A 19,331-nucleotide genomic window follows, 5' to 3' on the forward strand; every position below is an offset into this window, starting at 1 on the left:
CCCCCGAGGTCCGCGAGCTCCCCGCCCCGCCGAAGCGCGTCTGGCCGATCATCGGCCCCGGCGTGGTGGCGGCCGGAGTCGGCCTGTCCTCCGGGGAGTTCATCCTCTGGCCGTATATCGCCTCGCAGGCCGGCCTGGTGTTCCTCTGGGGCGCCGTGGTCGGCGTCCTGACCCAGTGGTTCATCAACATGGAGGTCGAGCGCTACACGCTCGCCACCGGCGAGACCGCCGTCTCCGGCTTCAACCGCTACTGGAAGCACTGGGGCGCGGTGATGGTGGTCTTCACCTACGCCGCGAACCTGTGGCCCGGCTGGGCGACCAGCTCGGCGACGATGCTCAGTTACGTCTTCGGCGGCGACCCGGCGATCATCGGCATGTGCCTGCTGGCGGCGATCGGCGCGATGCTGACCCTGGCCCCCGTGGTCTACACGGCCCTGGAGAAGTTGCTCTTCTTCAAGCTGGCCGTGGTGGCGGTCTTCTTCGTCCTGGCGGTCGTCCTGGCCGTGGAGGCCTCCAGCTGGGGCGACCTCCCGGACGGCGTCACGCACATCGGCCAGTTCCCGACGGAGCTGGGCGTGGCGGTGCTCATGGGCGCCATCGCGTACGCGGGCGCCGGCGGCGGCCAGAACCTCTGCCAGTCGAACTGGATCCGCGACAAGGGCTTCGGCATGGGCCGCTACGTACCGCGCGTGGTCAGCCCGATCACCGGCAAGGAGGAGGCGGCCTCGACGACGGAGGCAGCCGCGGGCTACGTCTTCGAGCCGGACGACCCGGAGAACATGTCCCGCTGGCAGCGCTGGTGGCGCCTGGCGAACATAGAGCAGGGCATGACGTTTGTCCTGGTCACGATCGTAACGATCACGCTGACGTCGCTGCTCTCCCACTCGACGGTCTTCGGGATGGAGGGCCTGGCGAACGACGTCTCCTTCGTGGAGGCGGAGGGCGAGCAGCTGAAGGAGTCCGTAGGCAGCTGGTTCGGCACGACGTTCTGGCTGATCGGCGCGTTCTCGCTGTTCACGGCGGCAACCGGCATCGTGGACTACACATCACGTATGGCGGCGGACACGCTCAAGTCGACGTATCTGCGCGGCCGGACGGTAACCGAGAGCCAGCTGTACTTCTGGCTGGTCTGGGGCCTGGTCGCCTGCGGCGCGACGATCCTGCTGATCGGCTTCGACCAGCCGCTGGTGCTGCTCGTCATCTCCGCCTGCGTGTCGGGTCTGATGATGTTCGTCTACTCCATGCTGCTGCTCATGCTCAACCGCAAGTCCCTCCCCCGGCCCCTGAAGATCCGCAACTACCGGGTGGCGGCGTTGATCTGGGCGGTGCTGCTGTACGGCACGCTCGCCGCCCTGACGATCCGCCAGCAGTACATCGACAACTTCTGAGGTGCAACGCACGTGACTGACGCAGATGCCGGCACCGGCAGCAAGGCCCGCCCCGAACGCCGCAGCCAGGCCTGGTTCGGCGCGGAGGGCCGGGCCGGCATGATCTACCGCTCCTGGATGCGCAACCAGGGCCTGGGCCACGAGGTCTTCGACGGCCGCCCGGTGATCGGCATAGCCGTAAGCGCCTCGGAACTGGCCCCGTGCAACGCCCACCTGGACCGCGTAGCAGAGGCGGTCAAGCGCGGCGTCTGGCAGGCAGGCGGCTTGCCACTCGCCTTCCCGACGATGGCAACGGGCGAGACGCTGATGCGCCCGACGGCCATGCTCTTCCGCAACCTGATGGCGATGGAGGTCGAGGAACTCATCCGCGCCAACCCGCTCGACGGCGTGGTGCTGCTGAGCGGCTGCGACAAGACAACACCGGCAATGCTGATGGGCGCGGCAAGCGTCGACCTGCCGGCGGTGATGGTGACGGGCGGCCCGATGCTCAACGGCAAGTACCGAGGCAGGGACGTCGGTTCGGGCACGGCGGTCTGGCAATTCGAGGAGGACCTGAAGACGGGGCGGATGACCCAGGAGGAATGCTTCTACGCCGAGGGCTGCATGGCCCGCTCGAACGGCCACTGCATGACGATGGGCACGGCGTCGACGATGGCGTGTATGGCGGAGTCGTTGGGCATGCAGCTGCCCGGCTCGGCGACGTGGCCGGCGGTGGACGCCCGCCGCTTCGAGACGGCACAGGCCGCGGGCAAGCGGGTGGTGGAGATGGTGGACGAGGACCTCCGCCCGTCAAAGGTGATGACGAGGGCCGCCTTCGAGAACGCCATCCGCACGAACGCGGCCATCGGCGGGTCGACGAACGCGATCATCCACTTGGCGGCGATCGCGGGGAGGTTGGGCGTAGACCTGTCGCTGGATGACTTCGACGGGCTGGCGCGGGAGGTGCCGACGCTGGTGAACCTGCAGCCGTCGGGGAAATACCTGATGGAGGACTTCTGCTACGCGGGAGGGCTGCCGGCGGTCCATAGAGAGCTGGCGGGGGCGGGCCTGCTGCACACCAAACAAATCACGGTGACAGGCCAGTCCATAGCCGAGAACACGGCGACGGCGGAACGCATAGGCGACGAGGTAATCACCCCACTCTCGACCCCCTTCCAGGAGGCAGGCACGGGCACCGCCGTCCTACGCGGCAACCTGGCCCCGAACGGCGCGGTCCTGAAGCAATCAGCAGCGACTCCCGAACTACTCCAACACCGAGGCCGCGCCCTGGTCTTCGACTCCCCGGAGGCGTACCACAAGGTCTGCGACGACCCGACCCTGGACGTCACAGCAGACGACATCCTGGTCATCCGCGGCGCAGGCCCAAAGGGCTACCCGGGCATGCCGGAGGTCTCGAACGTCCCGTTGCCGACCAAGCTGCTAAAGGCAGGCGTGACGGACATGATCCGCATCTGCGACGGCAGGATGAGCGGCACGGGTTACGGGACGGTGGTGCTGCACGTAGCACCGGAGTCGGCGGTCGGCGGCCCGCTGGCCCTGGTCCGTACGGGCGACGAGATCGAACTGGACGTGGCGGGCCGCCGCTTGAGCTTGCTGATCTCGGACGAGGAACTGGCGGAACGCCGCGCAAGGTGGACCCCACCGGAGCCCAAGCACAGGTCAGGCTACGCCTGGCTCTACACAGAACACGTCACCCAGGCCAACGAGGGCGCCGACCTCACCTTCCTGCGCGGCTCCCGGGGCCACGCGGTGCCACGCGACTCGCACTGAGGTGTCTCTCGGGACTTACGGAAGCCGACCAACACCACCGAACGCATCCTGCGGCTCCGGCGTGCCGACCTGCCCAGTATCCGGCCGCCAGAGAGGACACGACACGACACCCGGCTCGACGATCTCCAACCCGTCGAAGAAGCCGGCAATCTCCTCCGGAGTCCGCAAGGTGTACGGGATAGCCCCACTCTCGTTGTACTGATCCTGCGCGTCCTGCACCTCGGCATGCACGGTGCTGGTGCCGTCATTGAGCGACAGATAACTCCCGGACGGAAGCGCCTCAAGCAGCCTCCGCACGATCGCCCGCGCCTCTTGGAGATCGGCAACGTGCCCCATGATCCCGCTGAGGATGAGCCCGATCGGCCGCCCGAAGTCCAGGGTCTTCTCAGCCTGCGCCAGAATCGCCCCCGGCTCCCGCAACTCAGCATCGATGTAGTCGGTAGCCCCTTCTTCAGTCCCGACCAGCAACGCCCGAGCATGCGCCAACACCAACGGATCATGATCGACGTAAACGATCCGCGACTCGGGCGCTATTGCCTGCGCAACTTCATGGGTGTTCTGCGCCGTAGGCAGCCCAGTCCCGACGTCCAGGAACTGCCGCACCCCCGCCTCCCCGACCAGATACCGGATGGACCGCACAAGGAACCCACGGGAAGCCCGAGCAACATCAACAACATTCGGCGAAACCCGGATGTACTCATCCCCAGCCTGCCGATCAACCTCGTAGTTGTCCTTGCCCCCAAGCCAGTAATTCCAGATCCGCGCCGAATGCGGCACCGTCACATCGATCACATCGCGAGACTCTGCACCAGAGCCAGATATGTCCCGTGCCACGCCTACCACCCTCACCCTTACCGACGCGAAACTGTCAACAGCCAATCTAGTGCGGGATGTTGTTGGCACTGGCTGCGCCCCTGTCCAGGAAGGCAGAACCGTCATGGCACGTCGCACCGAGTACTACGACGACCCTGACGCCCCAAAGCCGAACAGCCTCGTCGTCGCCGCATCCGCGATCGTCACCGACGAAGTAGGCCGCATCCTGCTCCAACGTCGCCGCGACAACGGCCTGTGGGCGCTCCCCGGCGGCGGCATGGACGTGGAGGACTCACTCCCCGGCACAGCCGTACGGGAGGTCAAAGAAGAGACCGGCCTCGACATCGAGATCACCGGCCTCGCCGGCACCTACACCGACCCGCGCCACATCATCGCCTACAGCGACGGCGAGGTACGCCGCCAGTTCAATATCTGCTTCACCTCCCGAATCACCGGAGGCGAGCTGTCCATCTCGGACGAGTCGACGGAACTGCGCTTCACCGCCCCCGAGGAGATCGCTGCACTGCCAATGCACCACACCCAGCGTCTCCGCCTCGATCACTATCTCGAACAACGCGACCGGCCATACCTGGGCTAGCAGGAATTCCGGGCCAGCCGCCCTGATCTCGGCACCTCCGCACGGTACGACCCTCATTTCGCTGCCATTATTCGCGGCTAGGAAGACACCTAGTGACCATGAGCTGCCCACTTTTGCACACCTGCTCAACAGCTTCTGGGGTCAGGCGCCGAAGGCCCCATTACGAGAGCCACGTTGCCGAAGAAGCGCATGGGATTCGGCCAGTCGACCTCGCGCACCCCCGCCACACACCTCAGCCCATGACGGCCGCACCGCCACAAGATCTCCGACTGGGCTGAACTACCGGATCATCGACAGTCCTTGCACGTGACGTGGACAAGATAGGCCATCTTGGCGTTAACCCCTTGCCCAGTAGCCCCTGGTGTCAGCTAGCGTTATCCCGCACCGCGTGTCCTCCCGGAGGATGTACGAGGCATGGCCTGCGGAAACGTAGGCCCTTTGGTTCGGCGACGCGGACAAAAGGCGTGCTCCCGGCGGGAGCCCGACCTGGGCGTCCGCGACTGGCCGTAACCGAAGGGACGCATTCCTATGGCCGCCGTCGAGTACACGTCCAAGCACCGGAACTGGGTCCGTGATGTCCTCGTGGGCATCACGGTGGGCCTCGGCTCGAACCTGTTGTGGGTGCTGGCGCAGGCCGTGGTGCACCGCCTCGGCTGAGCCGGGCGGTGGGCGGGCCCCCGGGGGCCCGCCCTCACCCCGCCGCGGCACCTGAGTAATCTACGTATCGTCATTGCGGCCCGACGGGCTTCCGCTCCGCCTCGGTGGAGTCACGAAGGACATGCCCCCACCCGCACGAGTCATCTCGTGCCTGGGGAACCTTCGTGCTCCTGCAACATTCCGCAGCCGAGCTCGGCCAACTCATCGTTGCCCGGCCCGGGTCAGCGCTTCGTCCGCTCACCGAACAGCTGCAGAAAGCGCATCGCGAACGAAAGGGCCAGTCGGCCACAAAGGGCGATATCGCCTCCTGGAACAACAGCATCCCCGTGGTGGTCGAGGCCCTGCTGGACTGCGGACTCGATGAGGTGGAGGTGCAGGTCGAGGTCGACCTGCCGCACACCAATTCTGCAGTCGACCTGGTCCTGTGCGGCCGGCACCCCGGCACCGACACGGATTCCTACCTCGCGGTCGAGCTGAAGCAAGTACGACACGCAACAGTTGACCCGGCATGTCCGATCGCCGTCGACCTCGGGTTCGGCGACGGGATGAACAAGCTGCACCCGGTGCGGCAGATCCAGCGCTACTGCGAATACATGATGCGTTACCTTCCGCACCTTCGGGAGAGCGACGACCGCCTGATGGGAGTAGCGCTGCTCCACAACGCGCGGGACTCGGACGTGGAGGCGCTCTTCGATCTACCCGAGAGCGAGCACGGATTCCTCTATACGCTCGACGACCTGGACCTGTTTCGACGCGCCCTCACCTCGAGATTCACCACCGCATCCGGGAAGCAAGCCGCGACCGCACTGGAGCAGGACCGCCGAGACCCGCTGCTGAAGGTCACCGATGTGGCGCGGCAGCGGTCCGTCACTGGCGGCGGTCTCACCCTCCTCGACGAACAATACGTCGCGGTCGACCGGATCACCCGGCACCTGAAGAGGACCGCACCCCGCGGTGGCTTCGAGATCGGGCTCTTCTACGACGCCGAAGCCGCCCACAGCACCGCCCCCGATTCGGGCAGCAAGCGCGTGTACATCCTCAGGGGCGGTCCCGGCAGCGGGAAGAGCGCGGTGGCCTTGGAGCTGCAGCGGGCGCTTGGGCTCAGCGGCCGTGAGGCCGTGCTGGCCAGCGGCTCCCATGCGTATACGGAGACGCTGCGCAATATCATGATCGGCACAGCACGCCGCGGGCAGGTGTCGGACAAGAAGAAGTCGGCTCGCAGGCTCTATCAGTATTTCAACAGCTTCACCGAAACCCCGCCGGACAGCATGGATGTACTGATCTGCGACGAGGCGCACCGCCTTCGGCGCAGCTCTACGGATCGCTGGACGCCACGAGATCGGCGAGACGATGAGCTGCCGCAGGCAATCGAGTTGATCAGCGCTGCCAAGGTGCCGATCTTCCTGCTCGATGACCACCAGTCGATCCGCCCGGACGAGGTGGGTACCGCCGACTACCTCCGTGAGCTCGCCGAAGAGAGTGGATGTCAAGTCGATGTGAGGGACCTGAAGGGAACCTTCCGGTCGGGCGGCAGTGAGCGATACCAGGGCTGGGTCCAGCAGTTGTTGGGACTGGGAACAGCCTCCGACCCCGCCCCCTGGCAGCCCGACGGGAAGATGACACTCGTAGTCGCCGACACCCCGGAACAGATGGAGCAGTTCATCCGGACCCGCGATCCGAGGCGCACGACGGCGCGCATCACGGCCGGCTTCTGCTGGCCGTGGAGCAATCCGAACGGAAGCCAATTGATCAACGATGTGCACATCGGCGACTGGCGCCGCCCGTGGAACGTGAAGCCGCAGCACGAGGTGGCGGACGCACCGCCGTCCTATCGGTGGTCGACCGATCCTCGCGGCGTCGGGCAGATTGGGTGTGTCTACACGGCGCAGACCTTCGAGTACGACTGGAACGGTGTCATTATCGGCCCCGACCTGTGCTTCCGTAACGGGAAGTTCGAGGTGCAGCGGAAAGGTTCCCGCGATCCCGCCTTCCGTAGCAACGTCGACGACGCAACTGTGGCCCGCTGCGTCCGCAACGCGTACCACGTGCTCCTCACCCGCGGCGTTGTTGGCACCTTGGTCTACGCGGTCGACCCGGCGGCTCAGCAGGCACTGCGCAGGCTCATCCCGGGCACTATCGGCCTACAGCACCGCGACGGTGACCAGCCGGAACTCACCGCAGAAGGACCACAACTGCCACCTGCCTTCCGCCGACGTCACAGGTAACCTTGATCCGTCATAGCTGCGGCCCGCCGGGCTTCCGCTCCGCCTGGCGGAGTCACCAAGGACATGCCCCCACCCGCACGAGTTCCTTCGTGCTGCCTGGGAGCATCCCTTGCTGTTCCGCGACTCCGCCGCCACGGTCGGCGCCGAGTGTCTGTCCGGTGCTCTCTTTTTCCGCCTGACGGAGCAGTTCGTGCACGTGCACGGTCATAAGCCGAGTTCGTCCGAGGTCCGCTCGTGGGAGCGGAGTATCCCGGTGCTCGCGGCCGCGCTCAACGACGCAGGGCTCGGGCAGGTGGAGATGCTCCTGGAGTACGGGCTGCCGCTGAACAGCAAGCGGGCCGATGCCGTGCTTGCCGGCGTGCATCCCAAGACGGGTCTGCCGTCGTACGTCGTCGTGGAGCTGAAGCAGTGGAGCAGCGCCGAACCGGACGATGACGATCCGTCGCTCTGCCGCATCGACGCATACGCCCGGGCAGTCCTGAACCCCGTGGACCAGGTGCGCGGATATTGCCAGTACCTCGCCTCCTTCAACGGAGCACTGGCGGAACACCCGGACCGTATAAGCGGGGCCGCGTATCTGCACAATGCCACCCAGTTCGGGGTCGGCGGGCTCTACGAAGCCGAACAGGACCAGTACGGGCAGCTTTTCATCGGCGAGCGGCGCGGGGAGTTCGTCGACTTTCTGTGCTCGAAGCTGGGAGCCGAGTCCGGCGCTTCAGCCGCGGACGAGCTGTTGAGCGGGAAGATCGGCCCGTCCAAACAGCTCATGGCCGTGGCGGCCCAGGAGGTACGCGAGCGCGAGCAGTTCGTGCTGCTGGACGAGCAGCAGATCGCGTACCGCACGGTCCTCAAGGCCGTCCGTGCCGCCAAGCAGTCCGACCACAAGGAGGTCGTGATCGTCACCGGCGGGCCCGGCACCGGCAAGAGTGTCATCGCGCTGTCGCTCCTCGGCGAGCTATACCGGCAGGGCAGCACCGCCCTGCACGCCACAGGGTCCAGCTCTTTCACTACAACTATGCGGAAGGTAGCGGGCACCCGAAAGCGCGAGGTGAAGGAACTCTTCAAGTACTTCAACAGCTTCATGACCGCCGAGCGCAACAGCCTCGACGTCCTGATCTGCGACGAGGCTCACCGCATTCGCGAGACGTCAGCCAACCGCTACACGCGGGCAGCGAACCGCACCGGCAAGGCTCAGATCGACGAACTCATCGACGCGGCACGCGTGCCGGTATTCCTGCTGGATGAGCATCAGGTGGTCCGGCCGGGCGAGATGGGGACGGTCGAGGAGATCAAAACGGCCGCCGCGAAGAAAGGGCTCCACTGCCAGGTAGTGCCGCTGGACAGCCAGTTCCGGTGCGGCGGCAGTGATGCGTATCTGCGGTGGGTGGTACGGCTGCTCGAGCTCGCGCCGGGTGGCCCGGTGGAATGGGAGCCCGACGACAAGATGCAGCTCATGGTCGCGGACAGTCCGCAGGAGATGGAGTCCTTCCTCGACGAACGCCGGGCACAGGGCTACAGCGCGCGCATGTCCGCCGGCTACTGCTGGAAGTGGACGAAGAAGGTGCCTGCCGGACAGGCGCTGCCCGCAGACGTCGTCATCGGAGATTGGGAACGACCCTGGAACGTCTTCGGCGACCGGGCCATCGGCGGCGCCCCTCCGGCCGCCCTCTGGGCGACCGATCCGGCCGGCTTCGGGCAGGTCGGCTGCGTATACACAGCGCAGGGCTTCGAGTACGACTGGAGCGGCGTCATCATCGGCCCCGACCTGGTGTGGCGCGGTGACAGCTGGGTCACCGACCGTACGGCGTCCAAAGACCCGGTCTTCAAGAGGTCAACCCCAGACTCTGATGTGGACCGGTTGATCCGCAATACGTACAAAGTGCTGCTCACGCGAGGCATGATCGGCACGGTGGTCTATTCGACCGACGCCACCACGCGCGAAAAGCTACGACAACTGACGGGCACCACGGCGAGCCTGACCGCCGCGTGACGACGCAGATTAACAACCTGGTCGACGCGCCCTCAGCAGCCTGCCGGCCGTCCTGCGCCAAGCCCGCCGGAGGCCAGGCCGAGATCGACCGCCAGCTCGGTCCCGGCATCCGGAGCTGGACCGGCACCTGGGCTTGGCCGACCTCATCGTCCTCAGCAAGGCCGACCGGGTGGGCCGCGACGCACTGGACCGGCTCCGGACCGACACGCGCCTTACGCACACATGGACCTGGCACAACACTGCGCCCGCTCTTACTGCTGCTGCAGCACCCCCGCTACCCTCCTGTCTCAAACCCAGGCACCAGCCTCGGCAACTCGCGCCAGTCCTCGATCGCGCCCTCGATGAGCCTCTTTATCCGCGCCTTGCCCTCGACCTTGAGCACGTCCCGCAGGCATGCGCAGTCCGCGAGGTCGCGATTGCCGACCAAGCACACATAGATCCCGGCGATCTGGAGTCCTCGGGCAGCAGCAATCAGCTTGGCGTCCGCTGGCAATGGAATTCTGCGGACGAGCTCCTGGGCGAAGATCTGCTCGATCCGCGGGCGCCGCATCAGGCCGAGCAGGCCGGCCGCCGCCCACCCGACTGCTGCGTGCAACTGCTCCTTGCCGTTGAGGATGGCCCGGGCCAGCTCCGCAAGGCCATGGCAGCCACGTCGCCGATGCTTCTTGACCAGTGCCGTCCAGGTCTCATCGGATGCGTAGGTGGCAGCCCGGTCGGCGATCGCCGCCGCACCACCGTCCTTAAGGACGTCCGCGCAGAAGGCAGCGACCTCCTCCGCCCGACGGCGCTGCAGGGCCTCTGTGCGCGACATCCGAGACGCCGTCGGCCGCGTCGGCGAGCGGCGGAGTGGCGGCGTTGCCGGGGTCCTCGATGTGCGCTGCCGAGCTGGAGCCTTGCGACGCGGGGCCCCGGCACGGCGCGAGGGCGAGGTCCTCTTGGTCGTCCGCCTTCGTCCACCCCCTTCGGGCAGTCCGCGGTGGTCGTAACAGCGCAGCCCCTCCGCCTTAACCTTCCTTTTGCAGAGGGTCCCGTCGCCCGTCGCCGCCCTGCACCTGTACACCATGTCCACAGCGTTGCCAGGACGTATGCCGCTGACAAGGACGTCATCCGGCCATGCCCATCAACTGTCGCACCACATAGGACATGTGAGCGATATGGCCGGCCCGGATCCACGCTTCCGCACCCCCGGCCCCGCTACGGCCACTGCCCCGCGCGCGCTCAGTCAGCCAATGGTCACCGTCGCTGAAGTCCGCTCCGCGGAATTCCTCCATCTCGACGAGCTCGGCCAAAGGGGTGTTGCCCAACGCGAACCCGATCCTGCTGACACCCAGTCAAGTCACCCGCCACGGCCGTGCAGTGGGTGGCACCGCCGGAGGGCCCCGTACCCGTAGTGGTGGTCCCAGGGCGTCTACGGCGCTACCGCACAGTAGCTCTATCAGGCACGGCCTTGTGGGTGTATGACCTGACAACAGAATGTCCTGTGCTCTAGGACGAGCCCCTGCCAGAACAGACGCCATGGCCCCACTCAGAAGGAGTCCTTCGTGAGACGTCATCGCCTCGGCCACCCCCTGGCACTCGTACTTGTCGCGGCCCTGGTCGCGCTCGCCGGCGCCACACCCGCACACGCCGGTGAGGTCCCCGTCGTCACCCCCGTGTCGGAGACACCGCCGTTCTTCGACGACGAGGAAGGCGGCAACGCCGACGCGGACGATCCGGCGATCTGGCGCAACGCCGCGCAGCCCGGCAAGAGCCTGGTCGTGGCCACCGCCAAGGAGGGCGGACTGCGGGTGTACGACCTCGACGCCCGTGGAGTCCAGTCCTTAGCGGCCCCGCAGCCCCCAGGCGCGGGGGACGCACCAGGCCGGTTCAACAACGTGGATCTCCTCTCGGGGCTCCGGCTGCCCACCGGCCGCGCCGACGTGGCCGTCGTCAGCGACCGCGGCAACGACAGGCTGCGTGTCTACCGCATCGACCCGTCCCGCGCAGGCGGCCCGCTCACCGACATCACCGACCCGGCCGCGCCCGCCGTCTTCTCCGCGGACCAGGACGAGATCAACGAACAGCGCACCGCGTACGGCCTCGCCACCTGGCAGGACCGGGCCACCGGACGCAGCCACGCCCTCGTCAGCCGCCGCAACGAAACCCGCCTCGCCCTCCTGGAGTTGCGCGCCACGGCAACCGGCACGGTCGGCTACCGCAAGGTCCGCACCCTCGACCTGCCGTCCTCCTTCCGGCTCCCTGACGGCACCTCGTGGACGCCCTGCGCGGAACCCGGTGAGCGGCCACAGGTCGAGGGCATGGTCGTCGACCCGGCAGGCGGCGTCCTGTACGCGGCGCAGGAAGACGTCGGCATCTGGCGACTGCGCGCCGACCTCACCAGCACCCCGAAACTGATGGACCGGGTGAAGGAGTACGGCATCCCCGGCACGTACGACGAAGCGACCGAGGAATGCATCCCCGGCGCCGACCCCGGGTACGGCGGCAGCCGGCTCTCCGCCGATGTCGAGGGCCTGACGCTGTTTCAGGAATCGGGGAGTGACGGCTATCTCTTCGCCTCCAGCCAGGGAGACGACACCTTCGCCCTCTACGACCGGGAGGCCGACGAGGGCAACGAGTACGAAGGCGGCTTCCGGGTCGGCCCGGCCGGCCAACTGCTCGACGGCTCCGAGGAGTGCGATGGCGCCGCCGTACTCAACGCCCCGCTGGGCAGCCGCTATCCCCGTGGACTGCTCGTCGTGCAGGACGGCCACGACACCCCGGCCGTGACCGACGAGAACGGCGAGGAGCGCGAGGCCACCGGCTTCAAGTTCGTGGACCTCGGCACTGTGATGGACCGCGTCGATCCCTGACGTGCCCCGCGCGGCACGTGTTCGCGCGAGCACGTGCCCGCGCGGCACGTGCTCGCGAGGCTCAGCAATCTGTCCCGCGCGGCTCAGCAATCACTACGGACAGCGCCACTCCCCATCCACGTCACCCACCACGGAGGTACCCGTGTCCGAACTACCCGCCAACGCGGCCGCGTCAGCGACACGACGTCAGCTCTTAGCCCGCACCGGTGCGACCGTCGCCGGCATCGCCTTCACCGGAGCCGTCCCCGAGCTCTTCGCCGGGACCGCGACCGCCGCCACCCATGGTTCGGGTGGGTACGGCCCCCTCGTACCGGATCCGGACGGGCTGCTCGACCTGCCGGCAGGCTTCCGCTACCGGGTCCTCTCCCACGAGGGCGAGCCGATGAGCTCCGGCCAGGGCGCGGTGCCGGGCAGCCACGACGGCATGGAAGCCATCCGGGGCAGGCACGGCAAGCTCCATCTCGTACGCAACCACGAGATCCGCCCGGGCGACGGCAAGCCCCCGGTGCCCGCCGTTGAGCGACTCACCTATGACCCGACGGCCGGCGGCGGCTGCACACAGCTCACCCTCGACGAGCGTGGCCGGCTGCTGGATGAGCGGGTGGCCATCGCCGGTACGGCCGTGAACTGCGCGGGCGGGCCGACCCCTTGGCGCACTTGGCTGACCTGCGAGGAAACCGAGGGCAAAGCCGGAGTCAACGGCTATACCAAGGACCACGGCTTCATCTTCGAGGTCGACCCGGACGACCCGTACCGCTCGGGTGCGGTGCCGCTGACCGCGATGGGCCGCTTCGCGCACGAGGCGATCGCCGTCGATCCCCGCACCGGAGCGGTGTACGAGACGGAGGACGCCTCCAAGCCGTTCGGCCTGTTCTACCGCTTCCTGCCCGACAAGCCCCTCGGCGGCCTCGGCTCGCTGCGCGGCGGCGGGCGGCTGGAGGCCATGCGTGTTCCCGGTGTGCCGGACCTGTCGGTGATCCAGGAGCCGGGGGCGACCTTCGAGCACGTCGCGTGGGTGCCGGTGCCCGACCCGCTTGCCCAGCAGACATCCGTACGACTGCAGGATTACGGAGCGAAGGGCATCACCCGCTCCCAGAAACTCGAGGGCTGCTACTGGGGCGGCGGAGCGGTCTACTTCGTCTCCAGCTACGCCGCCAGAGCGGCCGGCTCGGCGGCCGACCACTACGGCCAGGTGTGGAAGTACGAGCCACACCGGCACCGCCTGACCCTGGTGGTCGTCTTCGGCCCCGACACCGACATCCAGCTCCCCGGCGAGTCCCCGGACAACATCAGCCTCACGCCGCACGGCGGCCTGATGGTGTGCGAGGACGGAGACGGCGCCCAGCACGTGTTCGGGGTGACGCGGCGCGGCGCGGTCTACCCCGTGGCCCGCAACCGCCTCAACATCGGCACGGACGAGGCGCCCGAGTACGGGGAATTCGCGGGCGCCACCTTCTCGCCTAACGGACGCACCATGTTCGTCAACATCTACACCCCCGGCACGACGCTCGCGATCACCGGCCCGTGGCACTGAAATCCGCGACATTGAATCCGCGACACCAAGCTGACGACGGGGAAGGCCGGCCGAGATCTACCCCCAGCTCGGCCTCCGCCTGACCTACGACGACCAAACACAAACGGTGCTGGCCGAGACGCGGCCAGCACCGGAGGGTGTACTCAATTGTGTCCGAGGGGGGACTTGAACCCCCACGCCCGTTAAGGGCACTAGCACCTCAAGCTAGCGCGTCTGCCATTCCGCCACCCGGACGAGGGTGTCTTGCCAGCGGCCCTGGGGCCGTGGCGACACCTCAACCATACCAAGGATTCTGGGGTGGTCTGCCACTCGTTAATGTCGTTACGCTGCGTGAGCGCAGAGCGACGATCTGCAGGTCAGGGGCACGGGCCGGACCACGGCCAGTGCGGTTGTCGTGACGGGCCAGTGCTGCTGCAAGCAAGCACCCCAGCCCCCAGCCCATGCCCCCCCTCACAGCGCTACTCCCCCTTGCGCCGCCCCGTCAGATACGCCGCCGACCGCCTCGCCGTGCTGAAGCTGCCCGCCGGGTTCGTCACCGGGTCGACCGCGTCGTCCCGCTCCACCAGCCAGTTGTGATAGCGGTCACCCCCACGGCGCCGCGTCACCGTGCCGATGAAGCGGCGGTAGTCGATGTCGCCGTCGCCCACGTCCGTCATGTGGTAACCGTGCGTCTGCGCCTCGTCGTGTTCGCCGTCCTTTACGTGGAAGAGCGGGTAGCGGCGCGGGTCGTCCAGGACGTAGTCCAGCGGCTCGAACGGGGCCGGCGTGCCGTCCGGGCGCTTGCTGAAGCGGTACTGGCCGACGTACGCCCAGTAGATGTCCATCTCCAGGTGGACCAGGTCCGGGTCGGTCTCCGCCAGCATCAGGTCGTAGATCCGGACGTTCGGGTTGTCGCTGCAGAACCCGAACTCCTCCGAGTGGTTGTGCGTGTACCACTTCATCCCGCGCGCCTTCGCCGCCGCGCCGTACTCGTTGAACTCGGCGCACGAGCGCTTGATCGCGTCCACCGTCGTGCCATAGCGGTTGTTCGGGCCGGCCCACGTGCCGATGTACGGCATGCCCAGCGCCTCGGCGTCGTCCAGCACCTGCTCCAGGCTCTCCGCGAAGGAGTACGCGCCCGTGTGCGACACGTGGCTGCCGATCGGGAACAGGTCGTGGTCGCGCGCCAGCCGCCTGAGCTGGGGCAGCGTGATCGCGCCCGTGCCCTGCGTGTAGCCCGCGTACTCGATCTGGTCGTAGCCCGCCTTCTCGAGCTCCTGGAAGACCTTCGCGAAACCGACCGAAGCGATCTGGTCACGCACCGTGTACAGCTGGATACCCAGCTTGCCGCGCGGGACGATCCGCCGGCTGCCGTGTCCGTGGCCCCCCGCCACGGCCGGGGACGCCGCCGCGCCCGTGATCGCGGCGGCGGTGGCGCCCGCCGCGACGCCGAGGAAGCTGCGGCGCTTGAGGCGTCTGGCGAGTTCGGAGTTGTCACTCATGGTGTGCGTACTCCTTGTTCTTGATGAGGTGCCGACAGCCCGGCCAGTGAGAGCAGCAGCTGCTTGACGTCGGTGGCTGCGACGGGGGCCGTCGCGGCTCCTGGCCGGGTGGTGAGGAAGACGGGGCCGTCGCGCTCGTCGTCCGGGAGGCGGCCGTGGCTGCCGCGGACGGGTGAGGGGTCGAGAGGGACGACGGCCATCTTGTAGCGCAGCCCTGTCTTCTTACGTGCAAGGGCGGCGGCCGCACGCACCCGTACGTACGGGTCGGCGGGGTCCATGAAGAGCTCGGCCGGGTCGTAGCCGGGCTTGCGGTGGATCTCGACGAGGCGGGCGAAGTCCGGCGCCTTCGTGTCGTCGAGCCAGTAGTAGTACGTGAACCAGGCGTCGGGGTCGGCCAGCGCCACCAGCTCCCCCGCGCGGGGGTGGTCCAGGCCCTGGGACTTCTTGCCCTCGTCGTCCAGCAGGTCGGCGATGCCGGGGAGGCCGGTCAGGGCCTCGCGTACCGCCGGGACGTCCTCGGGGCGGCGGATGTACACGTGCGCGATCTGGTGGTCCGCCACCGCGAAGGCGCGCGACGCCATCGGGTCCAGGTACTCCATGCCGTCCTGGGTGTGCACCTCCAGCAGCCCTGCGCGGCGGAGGGCGCGGTTGATGTCGACCGGGCGGTCGGCGGACGTGATGCCGTACTCGGACAGCACCACCGTCTCCGCGTCCGCGGCCGCGGCGTCCGCGAGCAGCGGGGCCAGTTCCGCGTCGATCTCGCGGGCGGCGGCATGGGCGCGGGGGTCGTCGGGGCCGTAGCGCTGGAGGTCGTAGTCGAGGTGCGGGACATAGACCAGCGTCAGGTCGGGGCGGCGGGTGGTCAGGAGGTGGCGGGCCGCCGCGATGATCCACTTTGAGGAGGTGATGGCGGCCGTCGGGCCCCAATACGTGAAGAGGGGGAAGGTGCCCAGCTTCGCCTCCAGCTCGTCGTGGAGGGATGGCGGGCGGGTGTAGCAGTCGGGTTCCTTGCGGCCGTCGGCGTAGTAGATCGGGCGCGGGGTGATCGTGTAATCCGTGTCGGCGCCCATGGCGTACCACCAGCAGACATTGGCGACCGTGTAGCCGGGGTGCGCGCGGCGGGCCGCGTCCCAGAGCTTGTCGCCTTCTACGAGGGCGTTGTGCTGGCGCCAGAGGAGGACCTCGCCGAGGTCGCGGAAGTACCAGCCGTTGCCGACGATGCCGTGGCCCGTCGGCGCCGTACCGGTGAGGAAAGTGGACTGGGCGGTGCACGTCACCGCCGGGAGTGACGGCTTCAGTGGGGCGTACGAGCCGGAGTCGGCCAGGGCCGTCAGGTTCGGCATGTGTTCCAGGAGGCGGGGTGTGAGGCCGACGACGTCGATCACTACCAGGCGCTTCGGGGTGCTGGTCATGGCAGCTCCTTCAGGCCGAGTTCGGTGAGCAGGTCGCGGGCCAGGGCCAGTTCCGCGGCGATGCCGTCGGCGAGCTGGGCTCGGCTGCGGGGGCGGAGGTGCGCCGGGAGGGCGTGCCAGGTGTACGTCTCCACCTCTAGGTGGTGGGTGAGCGGGGCCGGGCCGCCGACGAGGTGGGTGAGGGCGGACTTCAGGACGTCCGTGGTCGCGGCGAGCGGGGGCTCCAGGGGGGCGTGCAGCGGGACGTGGAAGTGCGAGCGCCACTCCCCCGCGGTCGGCAGGCCGCCGGCCAGGGCTTCGTCCAGGTCGTCTGTCCCGCGTACGCCCTCATCCGCCCTCGTGCGGGTCTGGTGCAGGAAGCGCGGCTCGGCGAAGGCGGAGAGCGCCGTCCGTACGGACGCCTCGTGCGGGTCGGCGGCCTGGAGGGCGGCCGAGAGCTGGGTCTTCACGATCGCTACGCCGGCTGCCGTGAGGGCGGGGATGGCGGTGTCCGGGTCCTCGAAGGCGGTGGCGAGGTGGCAGGTGTCGACGCAGATGCCGATGCGGTCGGCGGGTGGCGCGTCGGCGCCGGTGAGGGCTTCGATGACCTGCGCTGTCGTCTCGATCGTGCAGCCGGGCTCGGGTTCGAGGCCGATGCGGATACGGCGGCCCGTGAGCTCCTCGATCGCCTCCAGGCGGGAGGCGAGGGTGTGCAGGGCGGCCAGGGCCTCCTTGCGCTGCTCGGTGGTGAAGTCCGTACGCCAGGCGAGCGGGAGCGTCGAGATGGTGCCCTCGGCGGCGTCGTCCGGGAGGAGCGCGGCGAGGAGGCGGGCGAGGTCGGCGGTGTGGTCGAGGCGGGGCTGTTCGGTCCAGTCGGGCTTGTAGACGCGGTACTTGACCACTTCCTCGCCGAAGCCCTGGTACGGGAAGCCGTTGAGGGTGACGACCTCCAGGCCGCGGTCGTCGAGCTCGCGCTTGAGGCGGCGCAGGGCGGCCGGGTCGGAGCCGAGAGTGCGGACGGCGTCGCGGGCGAGCCAGAGGCCGATGCCGAGGCGGTCGCGGCCGAGGCGGCGGCGAACGGGTTCGGCGTGGTCGCCGAGTTGGGCGAGGACACCGTCGTAGTCCTCGGCGGGGTGGACGTTGGTGCAGTACGCGAGGTGGACGGTGGAACCGTCGGGGTGGCGGAAGCGCATGGTGGCTCAGCTCCCTCCGCGGAGGATGGAGTTGCCTTCGTGGGTGGCACTTCCGCCGGGCTTCGGGGGCTCGAGCTCCAGGCGGCCGCTCTGGCCGTAGAAGGCGACCGGGTTGCGCCAGAGGACCTTGTCGACGTCGTCCTCGGTGAAGCCGGCGGCGAGCATGGCGTCCGCGGTCTTACGGGTCTTGAGCGGGTCGGACTTGCCCCAGTCGGCGGCGGAGTTGATCAGCACCTGGTCGGTGCCGTACTCGCGGAGGATCGCGACCATGCGGTGCTCGTCCATCTTCGTGTCGGGATAGATGGAGAAGCCGCGCCAGCAGCCGCTGTCAGTGGCGGCCTTTACGGTGGTCTCGTTGAGGTGATCGAGGACGACCTGCGCGGGGGGCAGGTCGGACTCGGCTATGACGGCGAGGGTGCGGGTGACGCCCGCGGCCTTGTCGCGGTGGGGGGTGTGCACGAGGGCGGGGAGCCCGTGGTCGGCGGCCAGCTGCAGCTGGGCGGCGAGCGCGTGGTCCTCGGCCGGGGTCATCGAGTCGTAGCCGATCTCGCCGACGGCGACGACGTGGTCTTTGAGGAGGTAGCGGGGGAGTTCGTCGAGGACGGGGGTGCAGCGGGGGTCGTTGGCCTCTTTGGGGTTGAGCGCGAGGGTGCAGTGGTGCGCGATGCCGTATTGCGCGGCGCGGTACGGCTCCCAGCCGAGGAGGGCGTCGAAGTAGTCGTAGAAGGAGGCGGGTGAGGTGCGGGGCTGGCCGAGCCAGAAGGAGGGCTCGACGAGGGCGCGGACGCCCGCGTCGTACATCGCCGCGTAGTCGTCGGTGGTGCGGGAGGTCATGTGGATGTGGGGGTCGAAGATGCGCATAGGTGACATAGCTGGGTCAGCCCTCCTCGTTGACGGCTGGTGCGGCGGCGCCTTCGGCGCTTGCGGCGCTTACGGCCGTGAGTGACAGCACGCGGTGCAGGTCCGGGGGCACGTCGCGGCCGGCGGCCTCGCGTTCGGCGGCGTAGTCGCGGAGCATGCGGGCGAGTTCGGCGTCGTCGCGGGCGCGGTCGGCGAGGTCGTGGAGCTGGTCCACGGGCACGCCGGTGAAGAGGCACTTCAGCACGGCCTGCCGCCAGTCGTGCGCGGGCAGGTGCTCGGCGCCGTACGGGCCGAGGGCCGCCGCCACCAGGCGGGTGTCGTTGGTGCGCAGCGCGTCGTGGACGAGCGGGAGGGCGTCGTCGCCCGGCTCGAGGTGCGGGAGCGCGGTGAGGACGGCGATGCGCTCGGCGGTGTCGCCGCGCTCGTAGATCCGCGTGGCGGCGTCCGTGTCGGCGCGGGCTGCCTGGAGCAGCAGGACGCGTACGGCCATCGCCTGCTCGGCGCCCGCGCGGCGGCGGGCGGCGGCGAAGTGCGCTTCCCAGGCGGGGATGGTGGGGCTGGGTCCGGGGGCGCCCTTGGCT

General features: G+C 68.5%; 16 protein-coding genes and 1 tRNA gene. 8 read left to right on the forward strand and 9 right to left on the reverse strand.

Annotated elements, in window-relative coordinates:
• Positions 1-1,388, forward strand: a 1,388-nt coding sequence (locus tag G5C51_RS27550) for an Nramp family divalent metal transporter (RefSeq protein WP_165240935.1), incomplete at its 5' end; no start/stop codon positions are given.
• A gap of 12 nt (positions 1,389-1,400) precedes the next feature.
• Positions 1,401-3,158, forward strand: coding sequence for a dihydroxy-acid dehydratase (locus G5C51_RS27555; RefSeq protein WP_165240936.1), 1,758 nt, complete (start codon positions 1,401-1,403; stop codon positions 3,156-3,158).
• 15 nt (positions 3,159-3,173) lie between these two features.
• Here G5C51_RS27555 and G5C51_RS27560 read toward each other — a convergent pair whose 3' ends face one another.
• Positions 3,174-3,992 carry an SAM-dependent methyltransferase gene (locus tag G5C51_RS27560; RefSeq protein WP_420824860.1) on the reverse strand — a complete coding sequence of 273 codons (819 nt, stop codon included), beginning with the start codon at positions 3,990-3,992 and terminating at the stop codon, positions 3,174-3,176.
• A gap of 103 nt (positions 3,993-4,095) precedes the next feature.
• Between G5C51_RS27560 and G5C51_RS27565 the strand changes: the two genes are divergently transcribed.
• The 4 genes from G5C51_RS27565 to G5C51_RS27575 all read left to right on the forward strand — a co-directional run bounded on the left by G5C51_RS27565 (position 4,096) and on the right by G5C51_RS27575 (position 9,441).
• Complete coding sequence (locus G5C51_RS27565; protein WP_165240938.1) at positions 4,096-4,569, forward strand: NUDIX domain-containing protein; 474 nt, start codon at positions 4,096-4,098, stop codon at positions 4,567-4,569.
• A gap of 528 nt (positions 4,570-5,097) precedes the next feature.
• Positions 5,098-5,226, forward strand: a complete 129-nt coding sequence (locus tag G5C51_RS43260) for a DUF6408 family protein (RefSeq protein ID WP_240929963.1) — start codon at positions 5,098-5,100, stop codon at positions 5,224-5,226.
• A gap of 164 nt (positions 5,227-5,390) precedes the next feature.
• Positions 5,391-7,451 (forward strand): DNA/RNA helicase domain-containing protein, encoded by a 2,061-nt coding sequence (locus tag G5C51_RS27570; protein WP_165240939.1) that lies wholly within the window; start codon positions 5,391-5,393, stop codon positions 7,449-7,451.
• Between the two features lie 109 nt (positions 7,452-7,560).
• The gene (locus G5C51_RS27575) at positions 7,561-9,441 is read left to right on the forward strand and encodes a DUF2075 domain-containing protein (RefSeq protein WP_165240940.1); all 1,881 of its coding nucleotides are present in this window, start codon (positions 7,561-7,563) and stop codon (positions 9,439-9,441) included.
• A 274-nt stretch (positions 9,442-9,715) separates the two neighbouring features.
• Here the strand turns inward: G5C51_RS27575 and G5C51_RS27580 are convergent, their stop codons facing one another.
• Both G5C51_RS27580 and G5C51_RS44335 read right to left on the reverse strand, forming a co-directional pair.
• Positions 9,716-10,252 carry a hypothetical protein gene (locus G5C51_RS27580; protein ID WP_165240941.1) on the reverse strand — a complete coding sequence of 179 codons (537 nt, stop codon included), beginning with the start codon at positions 10,250-10,252 and terminating at the stop codon, positions 9,716-9,718.
• Between the two features lie 292 nt (positions 10,253-10,544).
• Complete coding sequence (locus tag G5C51_RS44335) at positions 10,545-10,712, reverse strand: beta family protein (protein ID WP_420824861.1); 168 nt, start codon at positions 10,710-10,712, stop codon at positions 10,545-10,547.
• A 270-nt stretch (positions 10,713-10,982) separates the two neighbouring features.
• Between G5C51_RS44335 and G5C51_RS27590 the strand changes: the two genes are divergently transcribed.
• Both G5C51_RS27590 and G5C51_RS27595 read left to right on the forward strand, forming a co-directional pair.
• On the forward strand, positions 10,983-12,290 hold the full coding sequence (locus G5C51_RS27590; RefSeq protein ID WP_165240943.1) for a phytase: 1,308 nt from the start codon (positions 10,983-10,985) through the stop codon (positions 12,288-12,290).
• 142 nt (positions 12,291-12,432) lie between these two features.
• The gene (locus G5C51_RS27595; protein WP_165240944.1) at positions 12,433-13,824 is read left to right on the forward strand and encodes an alkaline phosphatase PhoX; all 1,392 of its coding nucleotides are present in this window, start codon (positions 12,433-12,435) and stop codon (positions 13,822-13,824) included.
• Positions 13,825-13,974: 150 nt separating this feature from the next.
• Here G5C51_RS27595 and G5C51_RS27600 read toward each other — a convergent pair.
• From G5C51_RS27600 to G5C51_RS27625, 6 genes are all read right to left on the reverse strand, one after another.
• Positions 13,975-14,058: transfer RNA gene (locus G5C51_RS27600), tRNA-Leu, on the reverse strand.
• Between the two features lie 224 nt (positions 14,059-14,282).
• The gene (locus tag G5C51_RS27605; RefSeq protein WP_165240945.1) at positions 14,283-15,305 is read right to left on the reverse strand and encodes a sugar phosphate isomerase/epimerase family protein; all 1,023 of its coding nucleotides are present in this window, start codon (positions 15,303-15,305) and stop codon (positions 14,283-14,285) included.
• Entirely contained in the window at positions 15,302-16,717 is a 1,416-nt protein-coding gene (locus G5C51_RS27610) for an alkaline phosphatase family protein (RefSeq protein WP_165240946.1), read from the reverse strand. Before G5C51_RS27610 ends, G5C51_RS27605 begins: the two co-directional genes overlap by 4 nt.
• The gene (gene eboE / locus G5C51_RS27615; protein ID WP_165240947.1) at positions 16,714-17,889 is read right to left on the reverse strand and encodes a metabolite traffic protein EboE; all 1,176 of its coding nucleotides are present in this window, start codon (positions 17,887-17,889) and stop codon (positions 16,714-16,716) included. The genes G5C51_RS27610 and eboE overlap by 4 nt, the downstream gene beginning before the upstream one ends.
• 6 nt (positions 17,890-17,895) lie before the next feature.
• A complete protein-coding gene (locus G5C51_RS27620; RefSeq protein ID WP_165240949.1) occupies positions 17,896-18,750 on the reverse strand; it encodes a TatD family hydrolase in 855 nt (284 codons plus the stop codon).
• 16 nt (positions 18,751-18,766) lie between these two features.
• Positions 18,767-19,331: EboA domain-containing protein (locus G5C51_RS27625; protein WP_165240948.1), on the reverse strand; the 565-nt coding region annotated here is incomplete at its 5' end.

The sequence above is a fragment of the Streptomyces coryli genome, from assembly GCF_011044975.1.
Classification (GTDB): domain Bacteria; phylum Actinomycetota; class Actinomycetes; order Streptomycetales; family Streptomycetaceae; genus Streptomyces; species Streptomyces coryli.